Genomic DNA, 22,560 nt, shown 5'->3' with positions numbered 1-22,560 from the left:
GTAAACTGCTTGGCCGACAGGCCGGATGACTGATGCAGCCTGATCAGCTGCTGCCAGTAGACTTGAAGCTCTTGATTGGTCATGTTGATGCCCCTTGTAGAAAACATAGGGCAAGTGTGCTCAAAACTGCATTGCTACGAAAGATGCTGATTTAAGGGCGTGTATGGACTCCTCCTCTATTGCAAGCACTTTGTTTGATCGAAGCCAAGGTACGACTGCCTACGTGTATCCGGTCTCATGAATGATGCCGTTACGAGGCATCGGACCCTGATGGGCTATTCGCGCACTGGCTCCCAATCGCTTACACGAGCTCAAGGCTCTTCGCCCCCCTGTGTGTCAACCTAAGCCTGAGCCAACTGATTTTGAGATAACATACAAATCAGGGCATCCAGGAGATCAGAAATGCCAAAACCAGTCACCAGCGTTAATCCCAAGGTGGAGCCTCATCCCGCTCTGGAAAAACGTGGGCGCCGTTCTTTCAGCGCTGAATACAAGTTATCCATCATCCAGCAAGCCGATGCCGTATTCACCGACCAAACCACGGATTTGGTTAGCCTTGGCCGTGCGCTGAGCAACCAGCTCCTCCCGAATGCGATGCATGGCCTGGATATCCTGCTGTTCAACCGATTTGGGGGTGACAAAGCGCATATTAGGACGGCTCATGGCTTCACAGATGGCTTCAGCATCAACACGGTCATTCTTGTTGCTTTTGACATAGGGTTTAACAAACTGAGCGGCAATCAACCGAACCCGGTAACCACGCTTTTGGAGCTCACGCGCCCAGTGATGAGAAGAAGCACAGGCCTCCATGCCAATTTCAGCGCAGAGATCTCAAGCGATCACGAGCCTGGCTTTCCAGCTGTTTGCGGGCTTCGTCCTCGGCTCGCTGTCTCGCTTCAGCTTCTGCTCTACTGCGGGCTTCTTCGGCTTCTCTGCGTGCTTTTGCCTCAAGTTCCGCCTGAGCCTGCTCTGCTTGTGCACGCAGCTGTTCTGCTTTCTGCTGTACTCGTGCTTCAGCTTGGCGCTTCAGCTGCTCTGCTTCTCGTTTTGCCGCATCACGAAGCAGGCCACCAACCAGGTCGGTCACTGCACGGGTATCCGGTCGACAGCTGATTTCAGGGGTTTCACCTGCCAGAGATCCTTTACACTCAATAGGCCAGCGAACCAGAGCAAGGTTGTTGCTGATGCGGCAAGCGTGTTGATCTGCATCTGCGGTAAAACGTATGCCAAGGTTGTAAAGAAAGTCCTCGTTAACCAGGTGGTAATGGCCAAGGCCAGAGACTTCAAAACCCTTGATGGCAATACGAAGATCACGGTTGTTCAGCTTGCCATTCACCAGATCAATATCAGCCAGCAGATTGGTGAATTCGGTATCCGGGCTCCAGTTTTGTTGGCTGGTGCGACCTTCCAGTGATGCTGCTGCAACACAAACCTCGCGGGATAAGTTCACACCGGTCACGGCGCCATCCACCATACGCAGATTGCCTTTGCCATTGGAGCCAGCCAGCCATTCAGACAGGCGTGTACCCGTGGTTGTGAAATCACCACTCAGATTCATCTTGCCACGCAAGGGGATACTTTCCAGCTCCATATCATCCAGCAGTGGGCGCAGGTTCATATCGCTCAGACGTGTACTGAAGTTAAGTTTTGCCGGTTCATTGCGCACATCCACACTGGCGCGATTACGAAATTGCCCCTGATAGAGGTCAAGATTGACGCGCTCCAGTTGTACTAGTCCGTCTTTTGCCAGTACTGCCAGATCAATGTTCTGAACCTTTAGTCCGGTAATCTGAAACTGCTGGAGTGTAAAACCAAGATCCAGGTTGAGCTCACGCAGCAGTTCAACTGGCAGCAGTTCGTTGTCTTCACTGGTTGTTTCATCAACTGCTGCCAGCTCTTCTTCTTCGGATGGGGGTGGAAGGTAGCGGTCAGCATCCAGTTCATCACCGGCCAGACGCATAAATAGCGCCATACTATCCAGATCAACTCCGGCCTGGCCTTTAAACTGGGTTGAGTCAAAGGTCAGGTCCAGCTCAGGCAGAATGATTTTTTCCTCCGATCCGGCAAATCGGATAGCCAGTGCCAGGCGGTTTAGTGTGGTGGAATCCTGCATTTCTGGCAGATCAACACCTAGATTTCCTAACAGGTTACGCAGCTGCGGAATATCAACGAGTAGTTGACCGGAAAACTCTGGTGTATTTAACAGCTGGCTGGCTGTGACATGTAATTGCTGAGTCAGTTGATCCAGCAGCAGGTGTTGCTTCAGGCTGGCTTGCTGGGTTGCCAGATTGGCAACAGCATTCAAAGTGATCTCCAAAGGCAGCATTTTACTGTTGCTGTCGAGTTGTACACCGGAGATCAGTTCAAACTGTTTCAGCTGATACAACTCATTGAGCAGATCCAGCTGTGCATCCATCTTGATCCGAGTGGCTGCAAAACCGGGTAGTCCGTCGTCAACCCACTGAGGTTTGCTGAGCGACAGAGACAGAGGCAAATGTATGCTGCCTTCCTGCATCTGTGCAGCAATGCGACCTTCCAGATCCAGAGTGATGGGTGACTTGAGCAGTTCAGGGTAACCTGCTTCCAGTTGTAGCTTCAGCTGATCCAGCAGGTAGGACTCATTGATCAGATCAAGACTGACACGTGATGTGAGATTCAGCTGCAGGGTTGTTGCCGGCTCTGCTAAAGTCAGATGAGCGGCGGCTTCGATTGGAAAGGCTTTTTCCAGACTGACATCCCGTGCGCGGAAGCTGACATCAGCAAGTTCCAGATCAAGGTTTTCGACCTCATCAAGCACGCGTACTTTTGCTCTGTCCAGCCACAGGTCAGCAATGGCCAGATTCAGACTCATGGAGCCTGTTTCAGTCTCTGTTGCTGGTACTTCAGCTGTTACCTTATCGGTGGTGTCTTCCGTGCCCGAGTCGGGGATCTGGATTAACTCCCAGTTGGCCTGACCCTGCTGATCCCGATGCAGGAATACCTGGGGTTGTATCAGGTGGATCAGGCTGACCTGTATCTCACCGGAAAACAGCGGCAAGAGTGCTACACCCATGGCTGCACCTTGCATGGATGCCAGGGGTTCCGCTTCCGGTGTTTGCAGAGGTCTAACTTCGATGGCACCCAGTTGAATGCCAAGATAAGGATAAAAACTCCAGCTCAGATCTCCGGGAATGCGTAGATCCAATCCGGCCTGTTCAGCGGCAAGGCTTTTGATGTTGGGTTTCAGGCTGTTGAGGTCAACAAAAATTAATAATGCCAGAATACCCAGAACAAGCAGTGTTATCAGGCTGAGAATACCAACAGAAAACCATTTGAGCAGACGCCCCATTGGTCATAACTCCTTATAATGTTCAGAAGAGACTGACTTCAGTGACCGTAAACTCGATCATGTAGTCACGATTGATCTCCGGGCAGCCATGTAAGGAACCGCAGCCTCGGCCATCTTCAACACGCAATACATAAGTGCCTGCATCCAGTCGCCGCTGAATACGGAAATTGCGTCCCTCACCGCTACTCCAGTCGCGCGTAATAACGCGGCCATCGGGATAAAACAGTACCGCATCGGGATAAACATTATTGGTACGGGAGGGTGTCTTGCTTTCAAGTACCAGATCAAGTGTACGATCCAGTGTGAAGTAAAATCTCACCACTTCCCGCTCGCCAAGCTTTCCTTTGTAAATCTCGCTCGGCTTGAGAAGAATAAAATCCTCCGGCAGGCTGGCCGCTTGTGTCGAGCCAATCGAAAAGAGTAACAAAGCGATAACAAACCAAAAACTGCGGTATACCATTTTTTGATCCCTGGTGGTTTTCAAACGCTTGGATTAAAGGACGCTAAAGCCGCATCTTAGCTCTGAACTGAGGCAGATGCAGGTGTTTTGTTGCAATGGAGGGTGTGACAGCCTTCCCAGGTGTTTATAATAGGCCACTGCTGATTTTTCAGACTCTTACAAGATTTTAATTGAGGCACTCGCATGATCATCAAGCCGAAGTACCGTGGATTCATTTGTACGACAACACATCCGACAGGTTGTTACAAGAACGTTGAAGAGCAGATTGCTGTAACCAGACAGCAGGGTGTCAAAAAGGATGGACCTAAAAAGGTGCTGGTAATTGGTGCCTCCAGTGGTTATGGGCTGGCTGCTCGTATCACGGCCGCTTTTGGTTATGGAGCGGCAACTCTGGGTGTGTTTTTTGAAAAACCTGCCACCGAACGTAAACCCGGTACTGCAGGCTGGTACAACTCCTGGGCATTTGAGCAGGAAGCACAGAAGGCTGGTTTATATGCTCGCTCCATTAATGGTGATGCTTTCTCCAATGAAGTACGCGAAAAAGCGATTGAAATGATCAAGGCGGATATGGGCGAAGTGGATCTGGTGATTTATTCCCTGGCCTCCCCGGTTCGTAAATTGCCGGATACTGGTGAACTCAAGCGCTCAGCCCTGAAGCCGATTGGTGAGGTGTATCGCTCCACTGCGATAGACACCAACAAAGATCAGATCATCGAAGCCGAAGTAGAGCCAGCCACCGAAGAAGAAATTGCTGATACCATTCAGGTGATGGGTGGTGAAGATTGGGAGCTGTGGATGCAGGCACTGGATCAGGCCGGTGTACTGGCCAAGGGTGTTAAAACGGCAGCCTTCAGTTATATCGGTACTGAAATCACCTGGCCGATTTACTGGCATGGGGCGCTGGGTAAAGCCAAGGAAGATCTGGATCGTGCCGCTGCTGAACTCAATCGTCAGTTGTCGGAAAAATACGCTGGTACAGCCAATGTGGCAGTACTCAAGTCAGTGGTCACCCAGGCTTCTGCTGCCATCCCGGTAATGCCTTTGTACATTGCACTGGTCTACAAGGTGATGAAGGATCAGGGTCTGCATGAAGGCACCATTGAGCAGCTGAACCGCCTGTATCGTACCCAGTTATTCCGTGAAGATGGACAGGGCATGGATCTGGATGAAGCCGGTCGCCTGCGCCTGGATGACTGGGAGCTGCGTGATGATGTTCAGGAAGCTTGCAAGCAGCTCTGGGCAAAGGTTAACAACGACAACCTGTTTGAACTGACGGATTATGCCGGTTACAAACACGACTTCCTTAAACTGTTTGGTTTTGAACGTGAAGATGTAGATTATGATGCGGATGTTTCACCGGAAGTGCACTTTTCTGTGGCCGAAGTGAACTGATCGACTGATTCAAATCCAACAAAAAAGCGGCCTTAAGCCGCTTTTTGTTATAAACCGTTAAGATCCCGGTGCTGCACTGGGTAGCTGGGTTTACCCAGAAGCAGCTGCTCTGATGCAGGCAGGGCAATACAAGGCAGGATCTGCCCTTGTTGCTGTTCCTGAGAGGTGAGGCCATGAGGCTTGCGTGTGGCGTAGTGGACACTGCCACTTTTCAGCTGGCAGGCACAGACACCACAAACACCATTCAGGCAGGCTTCGCGCCAGATGATTCCGGCGCGATGTAATGCCTGTAGCAGGGTCTCGTCTGGCTGCATTTCAATGGCCGGATGATCGGGCAGCTGTAACCAAGGCATCAGTGGGCTTCATCCCAGTTATTGCCACTGGCGGCTTCCACCAGCAGGGGTACATCCAGCCTGGCGGTATTTTCCATACAAGGGCGTATGCCTTGAATCAGCGCTTCCACCTGATCTTCTTTCACCTCAAATACCAACTCATCGTGCACCTGCATGATAATACGTGCTTCCAGCCCAGAGTTTTCCAGCCACTGATCCACCGCCAGCATCGCAGCTTTCATGATGTCCGCAGCGGTTCCCTGCATGGGAGCGTTGATGGCGGTGCGCTCCGCTCCCTGACGCTGGTTAAAGTTACTGGAATTGATTTCCGGCAGATACAGCCTGCGCCCAAACAGGGTTTCCACATAACCTTGTTCAGCTGCACTGCTGCGGGTGGAATCCATATAACGCCGCACGCCCGGATAACGCTCAAAATACCTTTCGATATAAATTTTGGCTTGTGCCGGATCAATATGTAACTGACGGGATAAACCAAAAGCACTCATGCCATAAATCAGGCCAAAGTTGATGGCCTTGGCACTACGCCGTTGATCATTACTGACCTGATCCGGCTGCAGACCAAACACCTCTGCTGCAGTGGCGCGGTGAATGTCCTGTCCGGCAGCAAAGGCTTTTAACAGCCCTTCATCACCGGACAGATGTGCCATGATGCGCAGCTCTATTTGTGAATAGTCTGCAGCTACCAGTTTAAAACCGGGTTCGGCAATAAATGCCTGACGAATGCGACGACCTTCTTCACTACGAATCGGAATGTTCTGCAGGTTGGGATCAGAGCTGGACAAGCGACCCGTTGCGGTGACGGCCTGATGGTAACTGGTATGCACCCGCCCGGTGCGAGGCTCGACCAGTTGTGGCAGTTTGTCAGTGTAGGTGTTGCGCAGCTTTGACAGGCCGCGATGTTCCATGATGACTCTGGGTAGGGGGAAATCCAGTGCCAGTTCTTCCAATATGGCTTCAGCCGTAGAAGGTGCGCCCTTGGGGGTTTTTTTCTTCACTGGCAGTTTTTGCTCGGTGAAGAGGATCTCGGCCAGCTGTTTGGGAGAACCCAGATTAAACGCACGGCCAGCCAGTTGGTGCGCTTCTTCTTCCAGCTCCAGAATACGCCGTGCCATTTCCTGTGAGTGACGCTGCAGGTGGGGCACATCAATTTTGACACCGTTGCGTTCAATTTTTGATAACAGGCTGACCAGTGGCAGTTCCAGTTTTTCCAGTACTTCCTGCAGTCGCCCGGTTGTCTTAACTTGTGGGCTTAAAACCTGATGCAGGCGCAGGGTGATGTCGGCATCTTCCGCTGCGTAAAAACTGGCTTTTTCCAGTTCGATCTGATCAAAGGTCAGCTGTTTGACACCTTTACCGGCAATGTCCTCAAAACTGACATTGGTATGACCCAGATATCTGAGTGCCAGTGAGTCCATGTCATGGCGGATCGCGGTGGAGTTCAACACGTAGGATTCCAGCATGGTATCGGCTTGGATGCCGCACAGCTGGATGCCGTAGTGTGCCAGCACACTCATATCGTATTTCAGGTTCTGGCCGATTTTGCCCAGCTGAGGATCTTCCAGCAGGGGTTTGAGTTGCTGTAACACGGCTTCACGATTCAGTTGCTCCGGTACACCGGGATAATCATGAGCCAGGGGTACATAAGCAGCTTCACCGGCCTGTACAGCAAAAGAGACACCCACCAGCTTAGCTTGCATGTAGTTCAGGCTGGTGGTTTCGGTATCAAACGCAAAACAACCGGTCTGACGCAGTTTGTCCAGCCAGCGATCCAGATCCGCCTGTTGCAGCAGGGTTTCATAAAGGGTCTCATGCTGCGTCTTGCTGGGGGTGGTGAGTGGCTGATTAACTGCCTGATCAGGTGTCATGCTGGTGGTGTCGCCTGCCGATGGGCTGGATGCATCTGAGTGTTGCAAATCATTCAGCCAGCCTCTGAATTCCAGTTGGGTGTAAAGGCTGCGCAGGGCTTCGGTGTCCGGGTGGGCAATATCGAGGGCATCTAGAGCCAGCGGTAAGTCACAGTCGGTTTTGATGGTGGCCAGCTGGTAAGAGAGGTAAGCCAGTTCTTTATGGTCTGCCAGCTTTTTGCCGGTGGTTTTGGCACCACGAAAATCCAGTGATGCTACCTTGTCCAGATTGGTGTACAGCTCATCCAACCCACCAATGCCTTGCAGCAGAGCCAGCGCGGTTTTTTCACCGACACCCGGCACTCCGGGAATGTTGTCCGACTTGTCACCCATCAACGCCAGAAAATCGATGATCAACTCCGGGCCGATGCCGTATTTTTCCAGTACACCGGCTTCATCCAGATGGTTGCCGGTCATGGTATTCACCAGCGAAACCAGCGGGCAGACCAGCTGTGCCATGTCCTTGTCACCGGTCGAAATCACCACCCTGCGACCTTCGGCGGCAGCCTGTCGAGCCAGGGTGCCGATCACATCATCTGCTTCAACACCTTCCACACAAAACAGCGGCAACCCCAGTGCTTTGATGCAGGCGTGCAGCGGCTCAATCTGGCTGCGCAGGTCATCCGGCATGGGTGGGCGGTGTGACTTGTACTCTGCAAACAACTCATCACGAAAAGTCGGACCCTTGGCATCAAACACCACACCCATTGGGCTATCCGGCCAGGTTTTGATCAGGCTGCGCAGCATGTTCAGCACACCCTTGATGGCTCCGGTAGGCTGCCCGTTGGAGGTGATCAGCGGCGGCAGGGCATGAAAGGCGCGGTAAAGATAAGACGAGCCATCGACCAGAATGAGGGGCGGCTGATTGGATGCAGGAGGCATGATGTTATTCCGGGCTGTCGGTGATGAGTAGGGCAAAAAGTCAGTTTGCGTTAGAATGACAATTACTGGATTCAGTTAAGGATACTGAACTCTACTGGTCTACGCATCCCCTGGAGAAAAACCTGATGAAAATACTATTACAAGCGGCTCTGCTGGCGGTTCTGCTGAGCAGCAGTTTGATGCTGTCGGCACAGGCCAATAATCCGGAGCCGGAAATCACCATTCGTCAGGAAGCAGATCAAACCATCGAGGAATACCGTATTAATGGCCAGCTGTATGCCATCAAGGTCATTCCGAAAGTGGGTGAGCCCTATTATCTGGTGGATTCCGAAGGGGATGGTGCGCTGGATCGTCGTGAGCGTGGCCGTCTGCTGATTCCAAGCTGGATCCTCTTTAAGTGGTGAAGTGATACGACTTGTGAAAAAAGATAAATACTCCCACCCGGTTAAAGCTTTTTTTATCCGTACTGTCTGGTGGTTATTGTCGCGCCTGCCACTTAAATGGCTGCAAGCTCTAGCCGTGCCAATTGCTGCAATGATCTGGCGCTTTGTGCAACGTGAACGCCATTTGAGTCAGGTGAATGTGGGGCTGGCTTTCCCACATCTGGATGTAAAGCAGCGTGACCAGCTGGCGCGTCAGTCGTTGATTGAAAGTACCCGCACTATGCTGGAAATGGGTTACATGTGGATGGCACCCGCAGCCAAGGTGCTAAGTAGCGTACAAAAGGTGCAGGGTGCCGAGTTGCTGGATCTTGCCCGGCAACAGGGTAAACCGATCATCTTGCTGGGGCCACATATTGGACAATGGGAGATGCTTGGCCAGTGGCTTCCTCAGCAGCTCCTCTTGACTAGCATGTACTCACCGCCACGCATTCGTGAGCTGGATTCGTTAATTCGTAACGGACGTTGCCGCACCGGTGGCAAGCTGGTTCCGGCTGATGTTAAAGGTGTGGCTGGTCTGCTCAAGGCATTAAAACGCGGAGAAGCGGTGGGGATTTTACCGGATCAGGTGCCGGATGCAGGGCAGGGTGGCGTTTTTGCGCCCTTTTATGGGCATCCAGCCATGACAGCCACCTTGTTGCCCAAGCTGGTACAAAAAACTGGCGCACGGGTGTTCACTGCACTGGCAAAACGCCTGCCTGCTGGTGCTGGATATGAGTTGATCCTGATTCCTGCGGATGAGCGAGTCTACGACCCGGATGAAGTGATTGCTGCCACCGGAGTGAATGCCAGTGTTGAGCAGATTATTGCTTATGCACCGGATCAATATCAGTGGGCTTACAAACGCTTCAAGCGGGTTCCGGAAGGCAGCCGTAATCCTTATAAGTGAGTTTTTATCGCTGTCCTCACAGGTACGTTAGTGGTTTAATTTTGTGCACCAATATACAAAGGTTATACTTTGCAATCGACACAAATGACACTTGAATTACCAAACCCCGCTTGCGCCTCTCAGAAAGTGAAGGCTGCAATAGATCGTTTGGCTTTGAACCCCGAGATCAGCTCTCGGGGCGCAGTTTTCACGCGTCGAGAAGTTGTGGATTTCATTCTTGATCTGGCTGGATATACAGAAGATCAACCGCTCCACGAAAAGCGGCTTTTGGAACCCTCATTTGGCGGTGGGGATTTTCTGCTTCCGATTATCAAGCGGCTGCTGAGTGCGTGGCGGGTAGCAAGGCCGAATGGTTCCGCGCTCGAAGAGTTGGGTAATGCGATCCATGCTGTTGAGTTGCACCACGATACCTTCAGCAGTACCCAGGCTTCTGTTGTCGCGCTTCTCAAGCGAGAAGGTATAGCTGCAAATACCGCAATGGCCTTGGCGGACATCTGGCTATCGCAAGGGGACTTTCTGCTGGCATCGCTAGAGGGTGAATTCGATTTTGTGGTGGGTAATCCTCCCTATGTCCGCCAAGAGCTGATACCTGCTCCGCTGCTAACCGAATACCGCAGCCGCTACCAAACGATGTATGACCGGGCTGATATCTATATTCCATTTATTGAGCGGTCGCTGTCGGTTTTGTCCGATGGAGGCCATCTTGGATTCATCTGTGCTGATCGTTGGATGAAAAACCGCTATGGTGGGCCACTGCGTAACCTCGTGGCTGAGGGGTTCCACCTGAAAGTCTATGTCGACATGGTGGATACACCGGCTTTCCATTCTGATGTGATTGCCTATCCAGCGATCACTATTATCAGTCGTGAAGCGCCGGGGGTAACACGCATAGCCCACCGTCCGGCCATTGATCGGGTGGCATTGACCACCTTAGCTAATTTATTGTGCGCACAGACGTTACCGAAAGATACCGACCAAGCGCGAGAACTTGCCAAGGTCACCAACGGTGTGGAACCATGGTTGCTGGGGTCATCCGACCATATGGCGCTTATTCGGCGTATAGAAAGCTGCTTCCCCTTGCTGGAAGAGGCGGGATGCAAAGTGGGGATCGGTGTTGCAACAGGCGCAGACAAGGAATTCATTGGTGACTTCGAAACGCTTGATGTTGAGCCAGACCGAAAGTTAGCGCTGGTGACAACCAAAGATATTATATCCGGCGAGGTGAGGTGGCGGGGGCAAGGTGTTATTAACCCTTTTGCTGATGCGGGTGGACTTGTTGATCTTGACGAGTATCCGCGTCTAAGGCGTTACCTTGAGGCTCGACGGGAGGTAATTGGGGCGCGTCACTGCGCAAAAAAGGTTCCGGACAACTGGTATCGCACGATTGACCGTATTACCCCAGCACTAGCTGAGAGACCGAAGCTTCTAATTCCAGACATCAAGGGTGAAGCACATATCGTTTTTGAAGAAGGCGGGCTTTATCCTCACCATAATCTTTATTATGTCACGTCAGATGATTGGGATTTAAGAGCCTTGCAAGCTCTGTTGTTATCTGCTGTTACTCGACTGTTTATAGCGACCTATTCGACAAAAATGCGTGGTGGATTCCTTCGCTTCCAAGCGCAGTACTTACGCCGTATTCGTATTCCTCGATGGGTAGATGTGCCTGAAACGCTAGGCCGCGAGTTGGCCGAGGCTGCGATAAAGCGAGATGTGCAGGCTTGTAACCGAGCGGCGTTCAAGCTCTACGGTCTCACTTATCAAGAACGATCTGCTCTTGGTGGTAATGGAGGATAAATGGCACTTGATCTAGTCGATTACGAACAGAAAGCTTGTGAAGCCGTAAAGGTATTTTGGAAAAGCCGCGAAGCAGCAAAACAGAAGCAAATTGAATCGGGCAAGGTCGACCAAGGGGAGCGTGCAGGCGTGACCGCAGGCAACAATATGGACGGTTTTTTGGCCTTGATACGAGACATCATCGAAGCTAACGGGCTGGCCCACGCCGATATATACTTGAACAAGGGCATGCTGACCTTGCCCGGTTACTTCCGGCCGACGAAATTATGGGATCTCTTGGTGATCTACAAGGGAGAGTTGATCGCCGCCATTGAGCTGAAAAGCCAAGTTGGACCATCGTTCGGTAACAATTTCAATAACCGCACCGAGGAAGCTATCGGAACGGCTCATGACCTATGGACGGCTTATCGTGAAGAGGCTTTCGGCAAGCAGCCTCGCCCCTTTGTTGGCTGGTTAATGATGGTTGAGGATGCTTCTGGGTCACGTCGCTCAGTCCGTGACTCTTCGCCACACTTCCTTGTGTTCGAGGAGTTTAAGGGTGCATCGTATCTCAAGCGGTATGACCTGCTTTGTCAGCGATTAATACAAGAGCAGCTTTACACTACGGCGGCCGTTATCGCAGCAGAACGAAGTGCGGTAGATACCGGAGAGTTCACGAACCTATCTGATATGACCAGCTTGAAGACATTTATAACTTTACTTGCTGGTCATGTTGCATCAACGGCAGCAAGGCTTGGGTAGAAACGCCTAACAAACTGCTTCTGACTCTCTTTGCTTATGTTTGACAATAGGTTTTTTCCAGCAGGCAGTAAAAAAAGCCATCCTGCCCATCCGCTTTGGGTAACAGCTGCCTGCCAAATTTCTGTTCCAGCCCCCAGACGGCACTGATCTTGCGCTGCTGGGCATCAGCGGTGTGATGTAAAAAACTGGCCAGCGGGTGCTGGTTTTCTTCCGGTAACACCGAGCAGGTGGCATACAGCAGCAGCCCACCGGGTTTTAATAGCGGCCAGAGTGCTTGCAGTAGCCTTAACTGGATTGCTGCCAGTTCCTTGATGTCTGTTTCTCGCCGCAGCAGTTTGATGTCCGGATGTCGCCGGATCACACCGGTTGCTGAGCAGGGCGCATCCAGCAGAATCCGGTCAAAAGCCTGGCCGTCCCACCAGTCTGCCGGGGTGGCGGCATCGGCACACTTCACCTCGGCCTGCAGTTGCAGACGCGCCAGATTTTCATGCACCCGCCCCAGCCGTTGTGCATCCACATCCAGCGCCAGCAGTTGTATATCGGCAATTTCAGCCAGATGAGCCGTTTTACCCCCTGGCGCACAGCAGGCATCTAGCACACGCTGACCGGCTTGCAGCTCCAGCAGGCCTGGAGCCAGCTGGGCGGCCTCATCCTGCACACTGAAGTGGCCTTCAGCAAACCCCGGCAAACCTGCCGGATGAACCGGCTGCACCAGGGTGATGCCATGAAGACTGTAAGGGGTGGGATGAGATTCAAAACCCTGCTCCAGCAATTGCGCCAGATAGGCATCACGACTGATATGGCGCTGATTCACGCGCAGGGTCATGGGTGGCTGCTGATTATTGGCATCACACAAATCACGCCAATGGGCAGGCCAGGCTTTTTTGAGTTTTTTCAGCAGCCAGTGAGGGTGAGCTGTTGCTGCAATCTCTTTGCCTGCTGCCAGCGTGGTCAAAGCCTCTTGCTCCCGTTGAAAGCGTCGCAAGCAGGCATTCAGCAGCTTGCTGGCCCAGGGTTTGTTGAGTTTTTTGCTGCTTTCCACACAGGTGTCGATGGCGGCGTAATCGGCTACTCGTCCTTCCTGTAGCTGGTAAAGGCCAATCAACAGCAAAATCTGAACATCCAGATCCTTGTGTTTAAAAGGGCGCTCCAGCAGTTGTTCACCCCAGTAAGTTAGGCGTGGATAAAAGCGGCAAACACCAAAGGCCAGTGCCTGAGTCAGGGCGGCATCTTCAGTGCTCAGGCCTTGCTGGGCACGTGGCAGGCTGCTGCTGAGAGATGCCTTCTGCTGCAGAACAGGTAATAAAGCCTGCACCGCTTTTAAACGCGGCTGAATGCCGTCACTCATGCAAAGACCTGCTGGTAGGCTGTGAATCGCTCAGGATGGCCATTCAGTAAATCGGTTGCGCTCATCTGCCGATGGCCGGGTAGTTGCAGGCGGGTCAGTTTCAGGCAGCCTTCGCCACAAGCCACAATCAAGCCGTCCTTTTCTAGATCCAGTAGTGTGCCGGGTGGTGCATTGTGGTCGATGTTCAAGGGCTGGGCCCCCCAGATACGAATGACTTCTTCGCCATCCATAAACCAGGCCACAGGCCAGGGGTTGTAACCTCGCACCTGTCGATCCAGCTCGGAGGCAGCAAGAGCCCAGTTGATGCGGGCTTCTTCCTTGCTCAGTTTGGCTGCGTAGGTTGCCTGATCCGGGTTCTGGATTTCAGGCTGTAATCCCTGCTCTAGTTGAGGCAAGAGTTTCAGCAAGGCTTCTCCCCCCTGGTGAGCCAGTTTATCGTGCAGGCTGGCGCTGGTGTCTGTTGCCGTGATGGGGCAGTGAGTTTTATAAAGCATGGCGCCGGTATCCAGACCCGCATCCATCTGCATCAGTGTGACCCCCGTGGTTTTATCCCCAGCCAGTAAGGCGCGTTGAATGGGAGCAGCCCCCCGCCAGCGGGGCAGGAGAGAAGCGTGTACATTAATACAGCCCAGCCGAGGTGTATCCAGCACTACCTGGGGCAGCAGCAAGCCATAAGCCACCACCAGCATCAGATCCGCTTGTAAAGCGGCCAGTTCAGCCTGAGCTTCCGCTGTTTTTAAGGTCTGGGGCTGAAAAACAGGGATCCCGTGTTGCAAGGCCAGCTGTTTAACTGGGCTGGCGGTTAATTTGCGGCCACGACCGGCAGGGCGATCCGGCTGGGTGTAAACAGCAATCACCTGATGCTGGCCAGAAGTATTATCCAGTAAAGCCTGCAGGTTGGTGGCCGCAAACTCGGGAGTTCCGGCAAAAATGATGCGCATGGCTCAGGCCTTTTGTTTGATGAGTTTTTTACGCAGCCGATCCTGCTTCAGGCGAGACAGGTAATCCACAAACACGATACCCTTCAGGTGATCACATTCGTGTTGTACACAGTGAGCCAGCAAACCATCACATTCAAATTCCTGGGGTTGTCCGTGGCGATCCAAAGCTTTGACCTGGATGCGCACATAACGCTCCACATCGGCATAGTATTCAGGCACTGACAGGCAGCCTTCCTGCATCAGTTCACAGGTGGGTTCCAGGGGTGTATATTCAGGGTTAATTAATACCCGTGGCTGGTTTTTGTCTTCTGAAACATCCATGACAATCAGCTGGTTGTGGTAATCCACCTGAGTGCCAGCCAGACCAATACCAGGGGCGGCATACATGGTTTCAAACATATCATCAATTTGCTGTTGTAAGGCGGGGGTAAAGTCCTTTTCAGTTAAAGGCTCCGCCTTGGTGCGCAAACGTGGATCCGGGTATTCAAGAATGGTTAACAGGCTCATGGTTTTTCTCTGGATGGCATGGGCAGAAGTCAATATAAAATGTAATGTATTGGCGCTTGCTCAGTTAAGCGGTTTCAGGCAAAGTGTAACTTAAAGTAAACGATTGGTGACTTGGCTCGATGGATTAAACAGTCCCGGAGCCTAAGAGTTTTTGATATTACATGGGTGTATTTATGCTGACTGCTCTATATCGTATTGGTTTCACTCTGTTGCTGCTGTGCAGTTTTGCAGTGAGTGCTCAGACTCTTAGTTTAAAGGCTGACGCGCCTAAACGCTACGAAGTTCAGCGTGGTGATTCACTTTGGTCTGTTGCCCAGAAGTTTTTACAGGATCCCTGGATGTGGCCGCAGTTATGGCAGGCCAACCCGCATGTCAGCAACCCCCACCTGCTTTACCCCGGTGACGTACTGGAATTACTTGAAGGTGAAAACATTCTGCGCATCCAGCCCCGCCTGCGAATCATGGCGCTGCAGGAACCTATTCCCTTTATGCCATTGCATCAGCTCGAAGCTTTCCTCAACAGAGATCTGATGATTGATCGTCCTGAGTTTGAGGATGCCTTGTACGTGGTGGGTTTGAGTGAAGGCCGCACCATGGCCGCCAAAGGTGATCAGCTGAATGTACTGGGAGACATGACAGAAGGTGTGACTCGTTACGGTATTTACCGTGAGTTGGAAGAAGTTCGCCATCCAGTCACTCGTAAACACCTGGGTTTTAAAGCGCAATCTCTGGGTACTGCTCGTCTGATATCTGACGATGACAAGATGTCGGTATTTGAAATTACAAATAGTTACCAGGAAATTCGTGTTGGAGATCGGTTGTTGCCCTTTTCTGAATCACCCTTTGGAGATGGTTTTCAGCCAGCACTTCCCGCCAACCCACTGCATGGCAAATTATTACGTGCCCTGGCCAATGATCAAACACTGATAGGTTCACTGCAGCCGGTAATGCTGGATATGGGTTCTGATCAGTTGCAGCCCGGCCATCTGCTGGAAGTTTTGGCACCCGGTCGTCGACTGCGAAATCCGGCCACCGGTGAAGTGATTTTTGCAGCAGAAAATCGCAAGGGGCTGGTGATGGTTTACCGGGTATTTGATCACACTAGTTTTGGACTGGTAATGCATGCCAGAGAACCCTTGGTACCCGGTGATGTTTTCCGTCAGGCTGACAAGAGCCATATCATGCGCTGAGCTTGGTTATCATAAAAGGACTTGGTTATGCCGCTTCACAAGGAAAGCGAAACACTCACTCTGGATCTTGCTCTGTGGTTGCTACCGGGAAGCAACCAACGCCGTGTGGCACAACTTGTACAGCAGGCCGCATCACCGACCCTGAGCAGTCGTCTACTATTAGAGCAGATGACTCACCACCCCGCTTTCAAGGAAGGCACCCGCCAACTAGCACGTCTTGCCCTGAATGATCCTTGGAAGCTGCCTTATTCTGACCGTCTGCTGGCTCATTTGCGCTGGGCGGAGCAGGATCACCACTGGCTGCTTGCACTGCACGAGCTGCCGCCGCTTTTACAAAATATTGTCGATCCACCTTTGCTGCTGTGTGCCAAAGGCCAGATCACATCACTGGATGCACCGGCTTTGGCAGTGGTGGGCAGTCGCAGTCTCACCCCGGAGGGTCGGCACAATGCACTAAACTGGTCTCACCGTCTGACCAGGCAAGGATTAAATATCATCAGTGGTCTGGCACGGGGTGTGGATGGCTTTGCTCATCAGGGCGCCTTAAATGCGCGTCAGGAGGGTGCCAGTGGCACTACTCATGCGGTGCTGGCGCATGGGTTGGATCGGGTTTATCCACTCGAACATCGCGAGTTGGCAACTGCCATCAGTGAGTCCGGGGCGCTCTTGTCAGAATACCCGCTGGGTACAGCACCTCTGGCAAGGCACTTCCCTGCCCGTAATCGTATTGTTACAGGCCTGTCGTTGGGAGTGCTGGTGATTGAAGCAGCAAAACGCAGTGGCTCACTGGTCAGTGCTCGTCATGCGATGGAGCAAGGGCGCGAGGTGATGGCTATTCCTGGCTCTGTGCGTCGTGTACAAAGTGAAGGTTGCAATGAATTGATTCGTCAGGGCGCTGCGCTGGTGACTGATGCTGATGATGTGCTGGTGGAGCTGGCGCAGCCGCTCAAACAATGTTTGCAGTCAAATTCATCAGTTAATGCAGCCAAACCCCCGCCTGCTTTGTCGGATCATCTGCGCCCTCTCTATTGTTTAATCAGTGATGTGCCCCAATCATCAGATCAACTGCTCAGTAGTCTGGGTCTTACTGCAGCAGAAGGCAGCGCTCAGCTGCTGGAGCTGGAACTGGACGGTTATATTGAGCAACAACCCGGTGGTTGGTGTCTAAGCTCTTGAGTCCGGCACCCTGCTGGGTTAACGTGCCTTCCCTGAAAAAGACCTTTCGGTAGTATCTTCCTTACGGTTGAGTGAAAAAAATGTCTGCAAATATCGCCATCTCTCCCATCGACTCGCAAGAGTCTGTGGATTATCAGGCAGTCAAAGAAGCTGCTGCGGTTCTGAGACAGGGAGGTGTGTTGGCTTACCCAACAGAAGCAATCTGGGGTCTGGGTTGTGATCCATTTAATAGACGTGCCGTGCAGCAGCTGTTGCTGCTGAAAAAACGTGATCCATCCAAGGGTGTGATCCTGATTGCTTCATCCATCGACCAGTTAAAACCTTGGTTGACCGGACTCAGTGCTGAAAAAATGGCAATACTGGAACAGAGCTGGCCGGGTCCAAACACCTGGTTGGTGCAGGACAATGGTTATACTCCGGAGCTGATCCGTGGCAAACATGCCAAGGTGGCTTTAAGAGTAACCAGTCACCCCTGGGTGGTAGCACTCTGCGAAGCCTTCGGTGGCCCGCTGGTGTCCACCTCAGCCAATACGACGGGTGAACCACCTCTGATGACTTTTGATGCAGTGTCCAGCGCCTTTGGTGAGGATGTGGATGCCGTATTAAATGGTCCATTGGGTGGGCTGGAGCGCCCCAGCCGCATCTGTGATCTGGAAACCGGAGAGGTACTGCGCGCCTGAAGGACGTTTTTTTATGAGCCTTCATGCCCTTATACAGGTTTTGTGTCAGGAGAAGTGTTTTGTCTCAAATAGATACAGCAGCGGTTAAAAACTACCTGCTGAAACTGCAGGATCAGATCTGCCAGCAATTGCAGCAACTGGATGGACAGCCTTTCAGTGAAGACAACTGGGAGCGTCCCGGTGGCGGTGGTGGTCGCACCCGTGTATTACAGGAAGGCTCATTGATTGAAAAAGGCGGGGTGAACTTTTCACACGTTTTTGGTGATCAGTTACCAGCCTCGGCAACCGCCGCACGCCCAGAGCTGGCCGGACGCAGTTTTCAAGCCATGGGTGTGTCGCTGGTGATTCATCCGCGCAATCCTTATATCCCTACCTCCCATGCCAATGTGCGCTTTTTTATTGCGGAAAAACCCGGATCCGATCCGGTCTGGTGGTTTGGTGGCGGTTATGATCTCACCCCTTATTACCCGTTTATGGACGATGTGGTGCACTGGCATCAGGTCGCCCAAGATGCCTGTCAGCCTTTTGGTCCACAGGTCTACCCCCAGTACAAAAAGTGGTGTGATGAATACTTTCACCTTAAACACCGGGATGAACCCCGTGGGGTGGGTGGTTTGTTTTTTGATGATCTGAATGAGCCGGATTTTGAGCGGTGTTTTGCATTTATGCAGGCCATAGGCAACAGCTACATGTCGGCTTACCAACCCATCATCGAAAAACGCCGGGATATGCCTTATGGTGAACGTGAAAGAGAGTTTCAGGCCTTCCGCCGAGGTCGTTATGTCGAGTTTAATCTGGTCTGGGATCGTGGCACCCTGTTTGGTTTGCAGAGTGGTGGCCGCACCGAATCCATCCTGATGTCCCTGCCTCCGCATGTGCGCTGGGGTTATGACTGGAAACCTGAACCCGGTTCAGTGGAAGAAAAACTCTACACGGATTTTCTGCGCCCGCGTGACTGGCTGGCCGAAACCAAAACCTGACCACAAGCAACACCACCGCTGGAGCCACCTCCATGGAAAAACTCGATGCAGTTGTTATAGGTGCCGGGGTGGTGGGTCTGGCAATCGGTCGGGCACTGGCACAGGCCGGGCGTGAAGTACTGGTGCTGGAAAAAAACGCCCGTTTTGGTGAAGAAACCAGCGCCCGCAACTCCGAAGTCATTCATGCCGGTTTGTATTATCCACAAGGTTCGCTGAAAGCCCGCACTTGTGTGCGTGGTAACCGTCTGCTCTATGCCTACTGCACCGAACGTAATATCCCGCATCAAGCCTGCGGTAAGTTATTGGTAGCCACTCAGGCCGCACAAATCCCTCAGCTTCGTGCCCTGCAGGACAAGGCCAGAGACAATGGCTGTGTGCCGCTGCAATGGCTGGATAAAGCGGCAGTCCAACAGCTGGAACCGGCACTGCGTGCTGAAGCAGCATTATTCTCCCCCTCCACCGGCATTATCAGCAGCCATGAACTGATGCTGGCGCTGTTGACGGATCTTGAAGCAGCCGGTGGTCAACTGGTTACCGCCAATGAGGTCACGGGTGGAAGGGTCGAACCCGCAAATACCCATTTGCAGCTGCAGGATTATTCACTGCAAGCCAGACTGCTAGTGAATGCTGCCGGGCTTCATGCTCCGGCACTGGCAAAACGCCTGCATGGTGATGCCGACTGGATACCCCAGCCTGCTTTTGCCAAGGGGCACTATTTCTCACTCAGTGGCAAAAACCCCTTTAAACATCTGATTTATCCACTGCCGGAACAGGCTGGATTAGGTGTACACCTCACGCTGGATTTACAGGGTCGCGCCCGTTTTGGTCCTGATGTGGAATGGCTGAATATTCAGGATGCCGCCGAAATTGATTACCGGGTGGATGCCAGCCGCCGGGATGCTTTTGTGGCCGCCATACACAATTATTGGCCAGATATGGACAAAAACGCCCTGCAGCCGGATTATGCCGGGGTACGCCCAAAAATCACGTCACCGGGCAGTGATGCCGCCGATTTTTATCTGGCTGATGCAAGCGTGCATGCTTGTGAAGGTGTCATCCATCTGTTTGGCATAGAATCACCGGGATTAACCGCTTCACTGGCTTTAGCAGAAGAAGTGGTCACCCGTTTAACTGGTACAGGAACCTGAAGCACCATGGATCATTACGCCGTATTTGGTAACCCCATCGCTCACAGCAAATCACCCCAGATACATCGCTGGTTTGCCGAACAAACCGGCCAGCAGCTGGACTATCAGGCGCTACTGGCTCCGGTGGATGATTTTGAAGGCAGCGCCCGACAGTTTTTTGATCAAGGTGGGTTAGGTGCCAACGTCACGGTGCCGTTTAAACTGGATGCACTGGTATTCTGTGATCAGTTGTCTCCCCGTGCCCGCCGAGCCGGAGCAGTGAACACCCTGCAGAAAGGCAAAAACAACGAAATTTATGGTGACAATACCGATGGTGTTGGTCTGGTACGGGATTTAACTGGGCAGCTGGGATTTAATCTCCACAACAAACGGGTGTTGCTGCTGGGTGCCGGTGGTGCTTCTCGCGGGGTGGTGGAACCGCTGTTAAAAGCCGGTGTGGCCAAACTCAAAATTGCCAATCGCACCCCGGAAAAAGCCCAGCAACTGGTGCAGATTTTTCATGGTCTGCAGCCGGATGCTGAACTGTCAGCCGGTAACTGGGCATCACTGGCCGGCAGCCAGTATGATCTGATACTGAATGCCACCTCTGCCAGCCTCAGTGGTGATTTGCCACCCTTGCCTGATGGTCTGCTGGCACCCGGTGCACTGGCTTATGATCTGATGTATGCCAGACAGCCCACGCCGTTTATGGAATGGGCAATACAGCAGGGAGCAACTACCGTAGCAGATGGACTGGGTATGCTGGTGGAACAAGCGGCAGAAGCCTTTTTCCTCTGGCGTCAGGTTCGACCGGATACTGCGCCGGTATTACTAAGGTTGCGCCAACAATTACAGGAGTAAACCCCGATGCCTTCACTGGCAACACACTTCACCATTAAACGCCCCTACAACCGTAACGGCGGTGATTTCAGCCTGCAGGCTCAGGGGGTGGAAAAGCTGGAAGACCAGTTGGAAAGTGATCGGGGGCGTATCATCAATTCTGCTGCGGTACGACGTCTGCAGCAGAAAACTCAGGTTTTTCCTCTGGAGCGTAATGCAGCGGTACGCAGTCGACTGACCCACTCACTGGAAGTACAACAAACCGGCCGTTTTATCACCCGCAGTGTGTTTAAACTGCTGCGTAAAAGTGGTGTGGATCAGCCTTTGCTGGCGCTGGAAAGAGCATCCGAGAGCCTGGTGGAGATGGCCTGTCTGATGCACGATATTGGTAATCCACCCTTCGGGCATTTTGGTGAGGCAGCCCTGTCGCGCTGGTTTGCTGAACAACTTGGAGGGCTGGAGCCTTTTGCCCGCCCCCTGGCTGATGAACAAGCCAACAGCCTGCGCAGTCAGTTATTGCATGAACTGCAAAATTTTGAGGGTAATGCCCAAGCCATCCGCCTGATTGTCCATCTGCAGAAACTCAACCTCACCTACCTGCAAACAGTCAGTGTGCTGAAATACACCCGCTGCGGCACTCAGCAGAAACCGCCAGCCACTGATCCACTCAGTTACCTGCAGAAAAAGCCCGGTTATTATTTTTCTGAAAGCCTTTATATCAACCAGATGTATCAGGCACTTGATCTACAACCCGGTCATCGTTTTGCCCTTACCTACCTGATGGAAGCCGCGGATGATATTTCTTATTGTCTGGCGGATATCGAAGACAGTGTGGATAAAGGCATCCTCAGTTACACCAAGCTGGCCGAGTTGTTAAAAACAGAGTTTGCTGATCTTTACCCCGATGATCCAGAAGGTAAACATTTTAAAGACCGATCCTTTGCCGAGCTGGTGGACTATGCCCTGTCCAGAGCCAAGGATGAAAGCATTAACAAGGATCACGAGTTCTTTGTCTGGTTACGCGTCGGGCTGGTTCACCCGCTGGTGCAACATGCTGCCCAGGCGTTTGTGGATCATCTGCCACAGATGCAAACCGGCAACCTTAACCGCGCATTGCTGGAAGACGACTCCCCTTGCCATGCCGCAGTACAAACCCTTAAACGGGTCGGGTTTAAATACGTCTTTAATGTAGATGAGGTTTCCACGCTGATGTTGCAGGGGCATCGCATCCTCAGCGGTCTGCTGGACTTTTACCGCCCCTTACTGCAACTGAGTCAGGAGCAGTTCAGGCGTCTGGAAAAGGGGGATGCCCCGGATCTGCTGCTGGAAGGCCGATTGTTTCAGCGCCTGCCCAGAAAACACTTAAAAGCCTATCAACAATTACGAGCTTCAGCCGCTGAGCTAGGAGCCGGGGCACTGCCGGAGGATGTCTGGGAGCGTTATTGTCGCTGCCGACTGTTGCAGGACATGATCAGCGGCATGACCGACCAGTATGCACTGGATGAGTATCAAACCCTGGCTGTCACCCGTTGAAAGCCAGGATAACAGGCAACGCTTTGTAACGCAGGGTAACAGTATTCTTGTA

19 protein-coding genes and 1 pseudogene are annotated in these 22,560 nt (G+C 52.4%); 12 read left to right on the top strand and 8 right to left on the bottom strand.

All coding sequences use genetic code 11. The annotated features are described in order from the left end of the window. Positions 1-516: 516 nt before the first annotated feature. From IBX50_RS08155 to IBX50_RS08145, 3 genes and pseudogenes are all read right to left on the bottom strand, one after another. Positions 517-816, bottom strand: a pseudogene (locus tag IBX50_RS08155) (transposase); the annotation flags it as partial. Between the two features lies 1 nt (position 817). Continuing rightward, on the bottom strand, positions 818-3,328 hold the full coding sequence (locus IBX50_RS08150; RefSeq protein WP_292254910.1) for an AsmA family protein: 2,511 nt from the start codon (positions 3,326-3,328) through the stop codon (positions 818-820). A 22-nt stretch (positions 3,329-3,350) separates the two neighbouring features. Continuing rightward, positions 3,351-3,788 (bottom strand): hypothetical protein, encoded by a 438-nt coding sequence (locus IBX50_RS08145; RefSeq protein ID WP_292254907.1) that lies wholly within the window; start codon positions 3,786-3,788, stop codon positions 3,351-3,353. A 183-nt stretch (positions 3,789-3,971) separates the two neighbouring features. Here IBX50_RS08145 and fabV point away from each other — a divergent pair, with 183 nt between their 5' ends. After that, complete coding sequence (fabV, locus tag IBX50_RS08140; protein WP_292254904.1) at positions 3,972-5,180, top strand: enoyl-ACP reductase FabV; 1,209 nt, start codon at positions 3,972-3,974, stop codon at positions 5,178-5,180. Positions 5,181-5,227: 47 nt separating this feature from the next. On the opposite strand, the gene IBX50_RS08135 is transcribed toward fabV, so the two are convergent. Further along, the gene (locus IBX50_RS08135) at positions 5,228-5,533 is read right to left on the bottom strand and encodes a 2Fe-2S iron-sulfur cluster-binding protein (RefSeq protein ID WP_292254901.1); all 306 of its coding nucleotides are present in this window, start codon (positions 5,531-5,533) and stop codon (positions 5,228-5,230) included. Further along, positions 5,533-8,319, bottom strand: coding sequence for a DNA polymerase I (gene polA, locus IBX50_RS08130; protein WP_292254898.1), 2,787 nt, complete (start codon positions 8,317-8,319; stop codon positions 5,533-5,535). The genes IBX50_RS08135 and polA overlap by 1 nt, the downstream gene beginning before the upstream one ends. 125 nt (positions 8,320-8,444) lie before the next feature. On the opposite strand from polA, the gene IBX50_RS08125 reads away from it, so the two are divergent. The 4 genes from IBX50_RS08125 to IBX50_RS08110 all read left to right on the top strand — a co-directional run bounded on the left by IBX50_RS08125 (position 8,445) and on the right by IBX50_RS08110 (position 12,186). After that, the gene (locus IBX50_RS08125; protein WP_292254895.1) at positions 8,445-8,723 is read left to right on the top strand and encodes a DUF2782 domain-containing protein; all 279 of its coding nucleotides are present in this window, start codon (positions 8,445-8,447) and stop codon (positions 8,721-8,723) included. A gap of 13 nt (positions 8,724-8,736) precedes the next feature. Continuing rightward, positions 8,737-9,648, top strand: a complete 912-nt coding sequence (locus tag IBX50_RS08120) for a lysophospholipid acyltransferase family protein (RefSeq protein ID WP_292254892.1) — start codon at positions 8,737-8,739, stop codon at positions 9,646-9,648. 69 nt (positions 9,649-9,717) lie between these two features. Further along, positions 9,718-11,445 (top strand): Eco57I restriction-modification methylase domain-containing protein, encoded by a 1,728-nt coding sequence (locus IBX50_RS08115; protein ID WP_292254889.1) that lies wholly within the window; start codon positions 9,718-9,720, stop codon positions 11,443-11,445. After that, a complete protein-coding gene (locus IBX50_RS08110) occupies positions 11,446-12,186 on the top strand; it encodes a PaeR7I family type II restriction endonuclease (RefSeq protein WP_292254886.1) in 741 nt (246 codons plus the stop codon). It begins immediately after the preceding gene. Between the two features lie 34 nt (positions 12,187-12,220). Here the strand turns inward: IBX50_RS08110 and rsmB are convergent, their stop codons facing one another. The 3 genes from rsmB to def are packed head-to-tail and all read right to left on the bottom strand — an operon-like array spanning position 12,221 to position 14,982. Next, positions 12,221-13,534 carry a 16S rRNA (cytosine(967)-C(5))-methyltransferase RsmB gene (gene rsmB, locus IBX50_RS08105; RefSeq protein ID WP_292254884.1) on the bottom strand — a complete coding sequence of 438 codons (1,314 nt, stop codon included), beginning with the start codon at positions 13,532-13,534 and terminating at the stop codon, positions 12,221-12,223. Then, on the bottom strand, positions 13,531-14,475 hold the full coding sequence (gene fmt, locus IBX50_RS08100; protein ID WP_292254881.1) for a methionyl-tRNA formyltransferase: 945 nt from the start codon (positions 14,473-14,475) through the stop codon (positions 13,531-13,533). The genes rsmB and fmt overlap by 4 nt, the downstream gene beginning before the upstream one ends. Positions 14,476-14,478: 3 nt before the next feature. Beyond that, the gene (def, locus tag IBX50_RS08095) at positions 14,479-14,982 is read right to left on the bottom strand and encodes a peptide deformylase (RefSeq protein WP_292254879.1); all 504 of its coding nucleotides are present in this window, start codon (positions 14,980-14,982) and stop codon (positions 14,479-14,481) included. 173 nt (positions 14,983-15,155) lie between these two features. On the opposite strand from def, the gene IBX50_RS08090 reads away from it, so the two are divergent. The 7 genes from IBX50_RS08090 to dgt all read left to right on the top strand — a co-directional run bounded on the left by IBX50_RS08090 (position 15,156) and on the right by dgt (position 22,508). Beyond that, positions 15,156-16,172, top strand: a complete 1,017-nt coding sequence (locus IBX50_RS08090; protein ID WP_292254877.1) for a LysM peptidoglycan-binding domain-containing protein — start codon at positions 15,156-15,158, stop codon at positions 16,170-16,172. A gap of 27 nt (positions 16,173-16,199) precedes the next feature. Next, on the top strand, positions 16,200-17,348 hold the full coding sequence (gene dprA / locus IBX50_RS08085) for a DNA-processing protein DprA (protein ID WP_292254874.1): 1,149 nt from the start codon (positions 16,200-16,202) through the stop codon (positions 17,346-17,348). Positions 17,349-17,428: 80 nt separating this feature from the next. Continuing rightward, entirely contained in the window at positions 17,429-18,028 is a 600-nt protein-coding gene (locus IBX50_RS08080; protein WP_292254872.1) for an L-threonylcarbamoyladenylate synthase, read from the top strand. Positions 18,029-18,087: 59 nt separating this feature from the next. Beyond that, positions 18,088-19,008 (top strand): oxygen-dependent coproporphyrinogen oxidase, encoded by a 921-nt coding sequence (hemF, locus tag IBX50_RS08075; RefSeq protein WP_292254869.1) that lies wholly within the window; start codon positions 18,088-18,090, stop codon positions 19,006-19,008. Positions 19,009-19,040: 32 nt separating this feature from the next. After that, positions 19,041-20,156, top strand: a complete 1,116-nt coding sequence (locus IBX50_RS08070; RefSeq protein WP_292254866.1) for an NAD(P)/FAD-dependent oxidoreductase — start codon at positions 19,041-19,043, stop codon at positions 20,154-20,156. A 6-nt stretch (positions 20,157-20,162) separates the two neighbouring features. Then, on the top strand, positions 20,163-20,996 hold the full coding sequence (aroE, locus tag IBX50_RS08065; RefSeq protein WP_292254864.1) for a shikimate dehydrogenase: 834 nt from the start codon (positions 20,163-20,165) through the stop codon (positions 20,994-20,996). A gap of 6 nt (positions 20,997-21,002) precedes the next feature. After that, entirely contained in the window at positions 21,003-22,508 is a 1,506-nt protein-coding gene (gene dgt, locus IBX50_RS08060) for a dGTPase (RefSeq protein ID WP_292254861.1), read from the top strand. Positions 22,509-22,560 lie beyond the last annotated feature (52 nt).

Source organism: Marinospirillum sp. (assembly GCF_014859565.1).
The sequence above is the reverse complement of the archived record's forward strand: the minus strand, read 5'-3'. Positions and strand labels throughout refer to the sequence as shown.

Coding starts and splice junctions, on each gene's coding strand:
- IBX50_RS08150 (WP_292254910.1), bottom strand. CDS start 3,328: ATGGGGCGTCTGCTCAAATGGTTTTCTGTTGGTATTCTCAGCCTGATA.
- IBX50_RS08145 (WP_292254907.1), bottom strand. CDS start 3,788: ATGGTATACCGCAGTTTTTGGTTTGTTATCGCTTTGTTACTCTTTTCG.
- fabV (WP_292254904.1), top strand. CDS start 3,972: ATGATCATCAAGCCGAAGTACCGTGGATTCATTTGTACGACAACACAT.
- IBX50_RS08135 (WP_292254901.1), bottom strand. CDS start 5,533: ATGCCTTGGTTACAGCTGCCCGATCATCCGGCCATTGAAATGCAGCCA.
- polA (WP_292254898.1), bottom strand. CDS start 8,319: ATGCCTCCTGCATCCAATCAGCCGCCCCTCATTCTGGTCGATGGCTCG.
- IBX50_RS08125 (WP_292254895.1), top strand. CDS start 8,445: ATGAAAATACTATTACAAGCGGCTCTGCTGGCGGTTCTGCTGAGCAGC.
- IBX50_RS08110 (WP_292254886.1), top strand. CDS start 11,446: ATGGCACTTGATCTAGTCGATTACGAACAGAAAGCTTGTGAAGCCGTA.
- rsmB (WP_292254884.1), bottom strand. CDS start 13,534: ATGAGTGACGGCATTCAGCCGCGTTTAAAAGCGGTGCAGGCTTTATTA.
- fmt (WP_292254881.1), bottom strand. CDS start 14,475: ATGCGCATCATTTTTGCCGGAACTCCCGAGTTTGCGGCCACCAACCTG.
- def (WP_292254879.1), bottom strand. CDS start 14,982: ATGAGCCTGTTAACCATTCTTGAATACCCGGATCCACGTTTGCGCACC.
- IBX50_RS08090 (WP_292254877.1), top strand. CDS start 15,156: ATGCTGACTGCTCTATATCGTATTGGTTTCACTCTGTTGCTGCTGTGC.
- dprA (WP_292254874.1), top strand. CDS start 16,200: ATGCCGCTTCACAAGGAAAGCGAAACACTCACTCTGGATCTTGCTCTG.
- IBX50_RS08080 (WP_292254872.1), top strand. CDS start 17,429: ATGTCTGCAAATATCGCCATCTCTCCCATCGACTCGCAAGAGTCTGTG.
- IBX50_RS08070 (WP_292254866.1), top strand. CDS start 19,041: ATGGAAAAACTCGATGCAGTTGTTATAGGTGCCGGGGTGGTGGGTCTG.
- aroE (WP_292254864.1), top strand. CDS start 20,163: ATGGATCATTACGCCGTATTTGGTAACCCCATCGCTCACAGCAAATCA.
- dgt (WP_292254861.1), top strand. CDS start 21,003: ATGCCTTCACTGGCAACACACTTCACCATTAAACGCCCCTACAACCGT.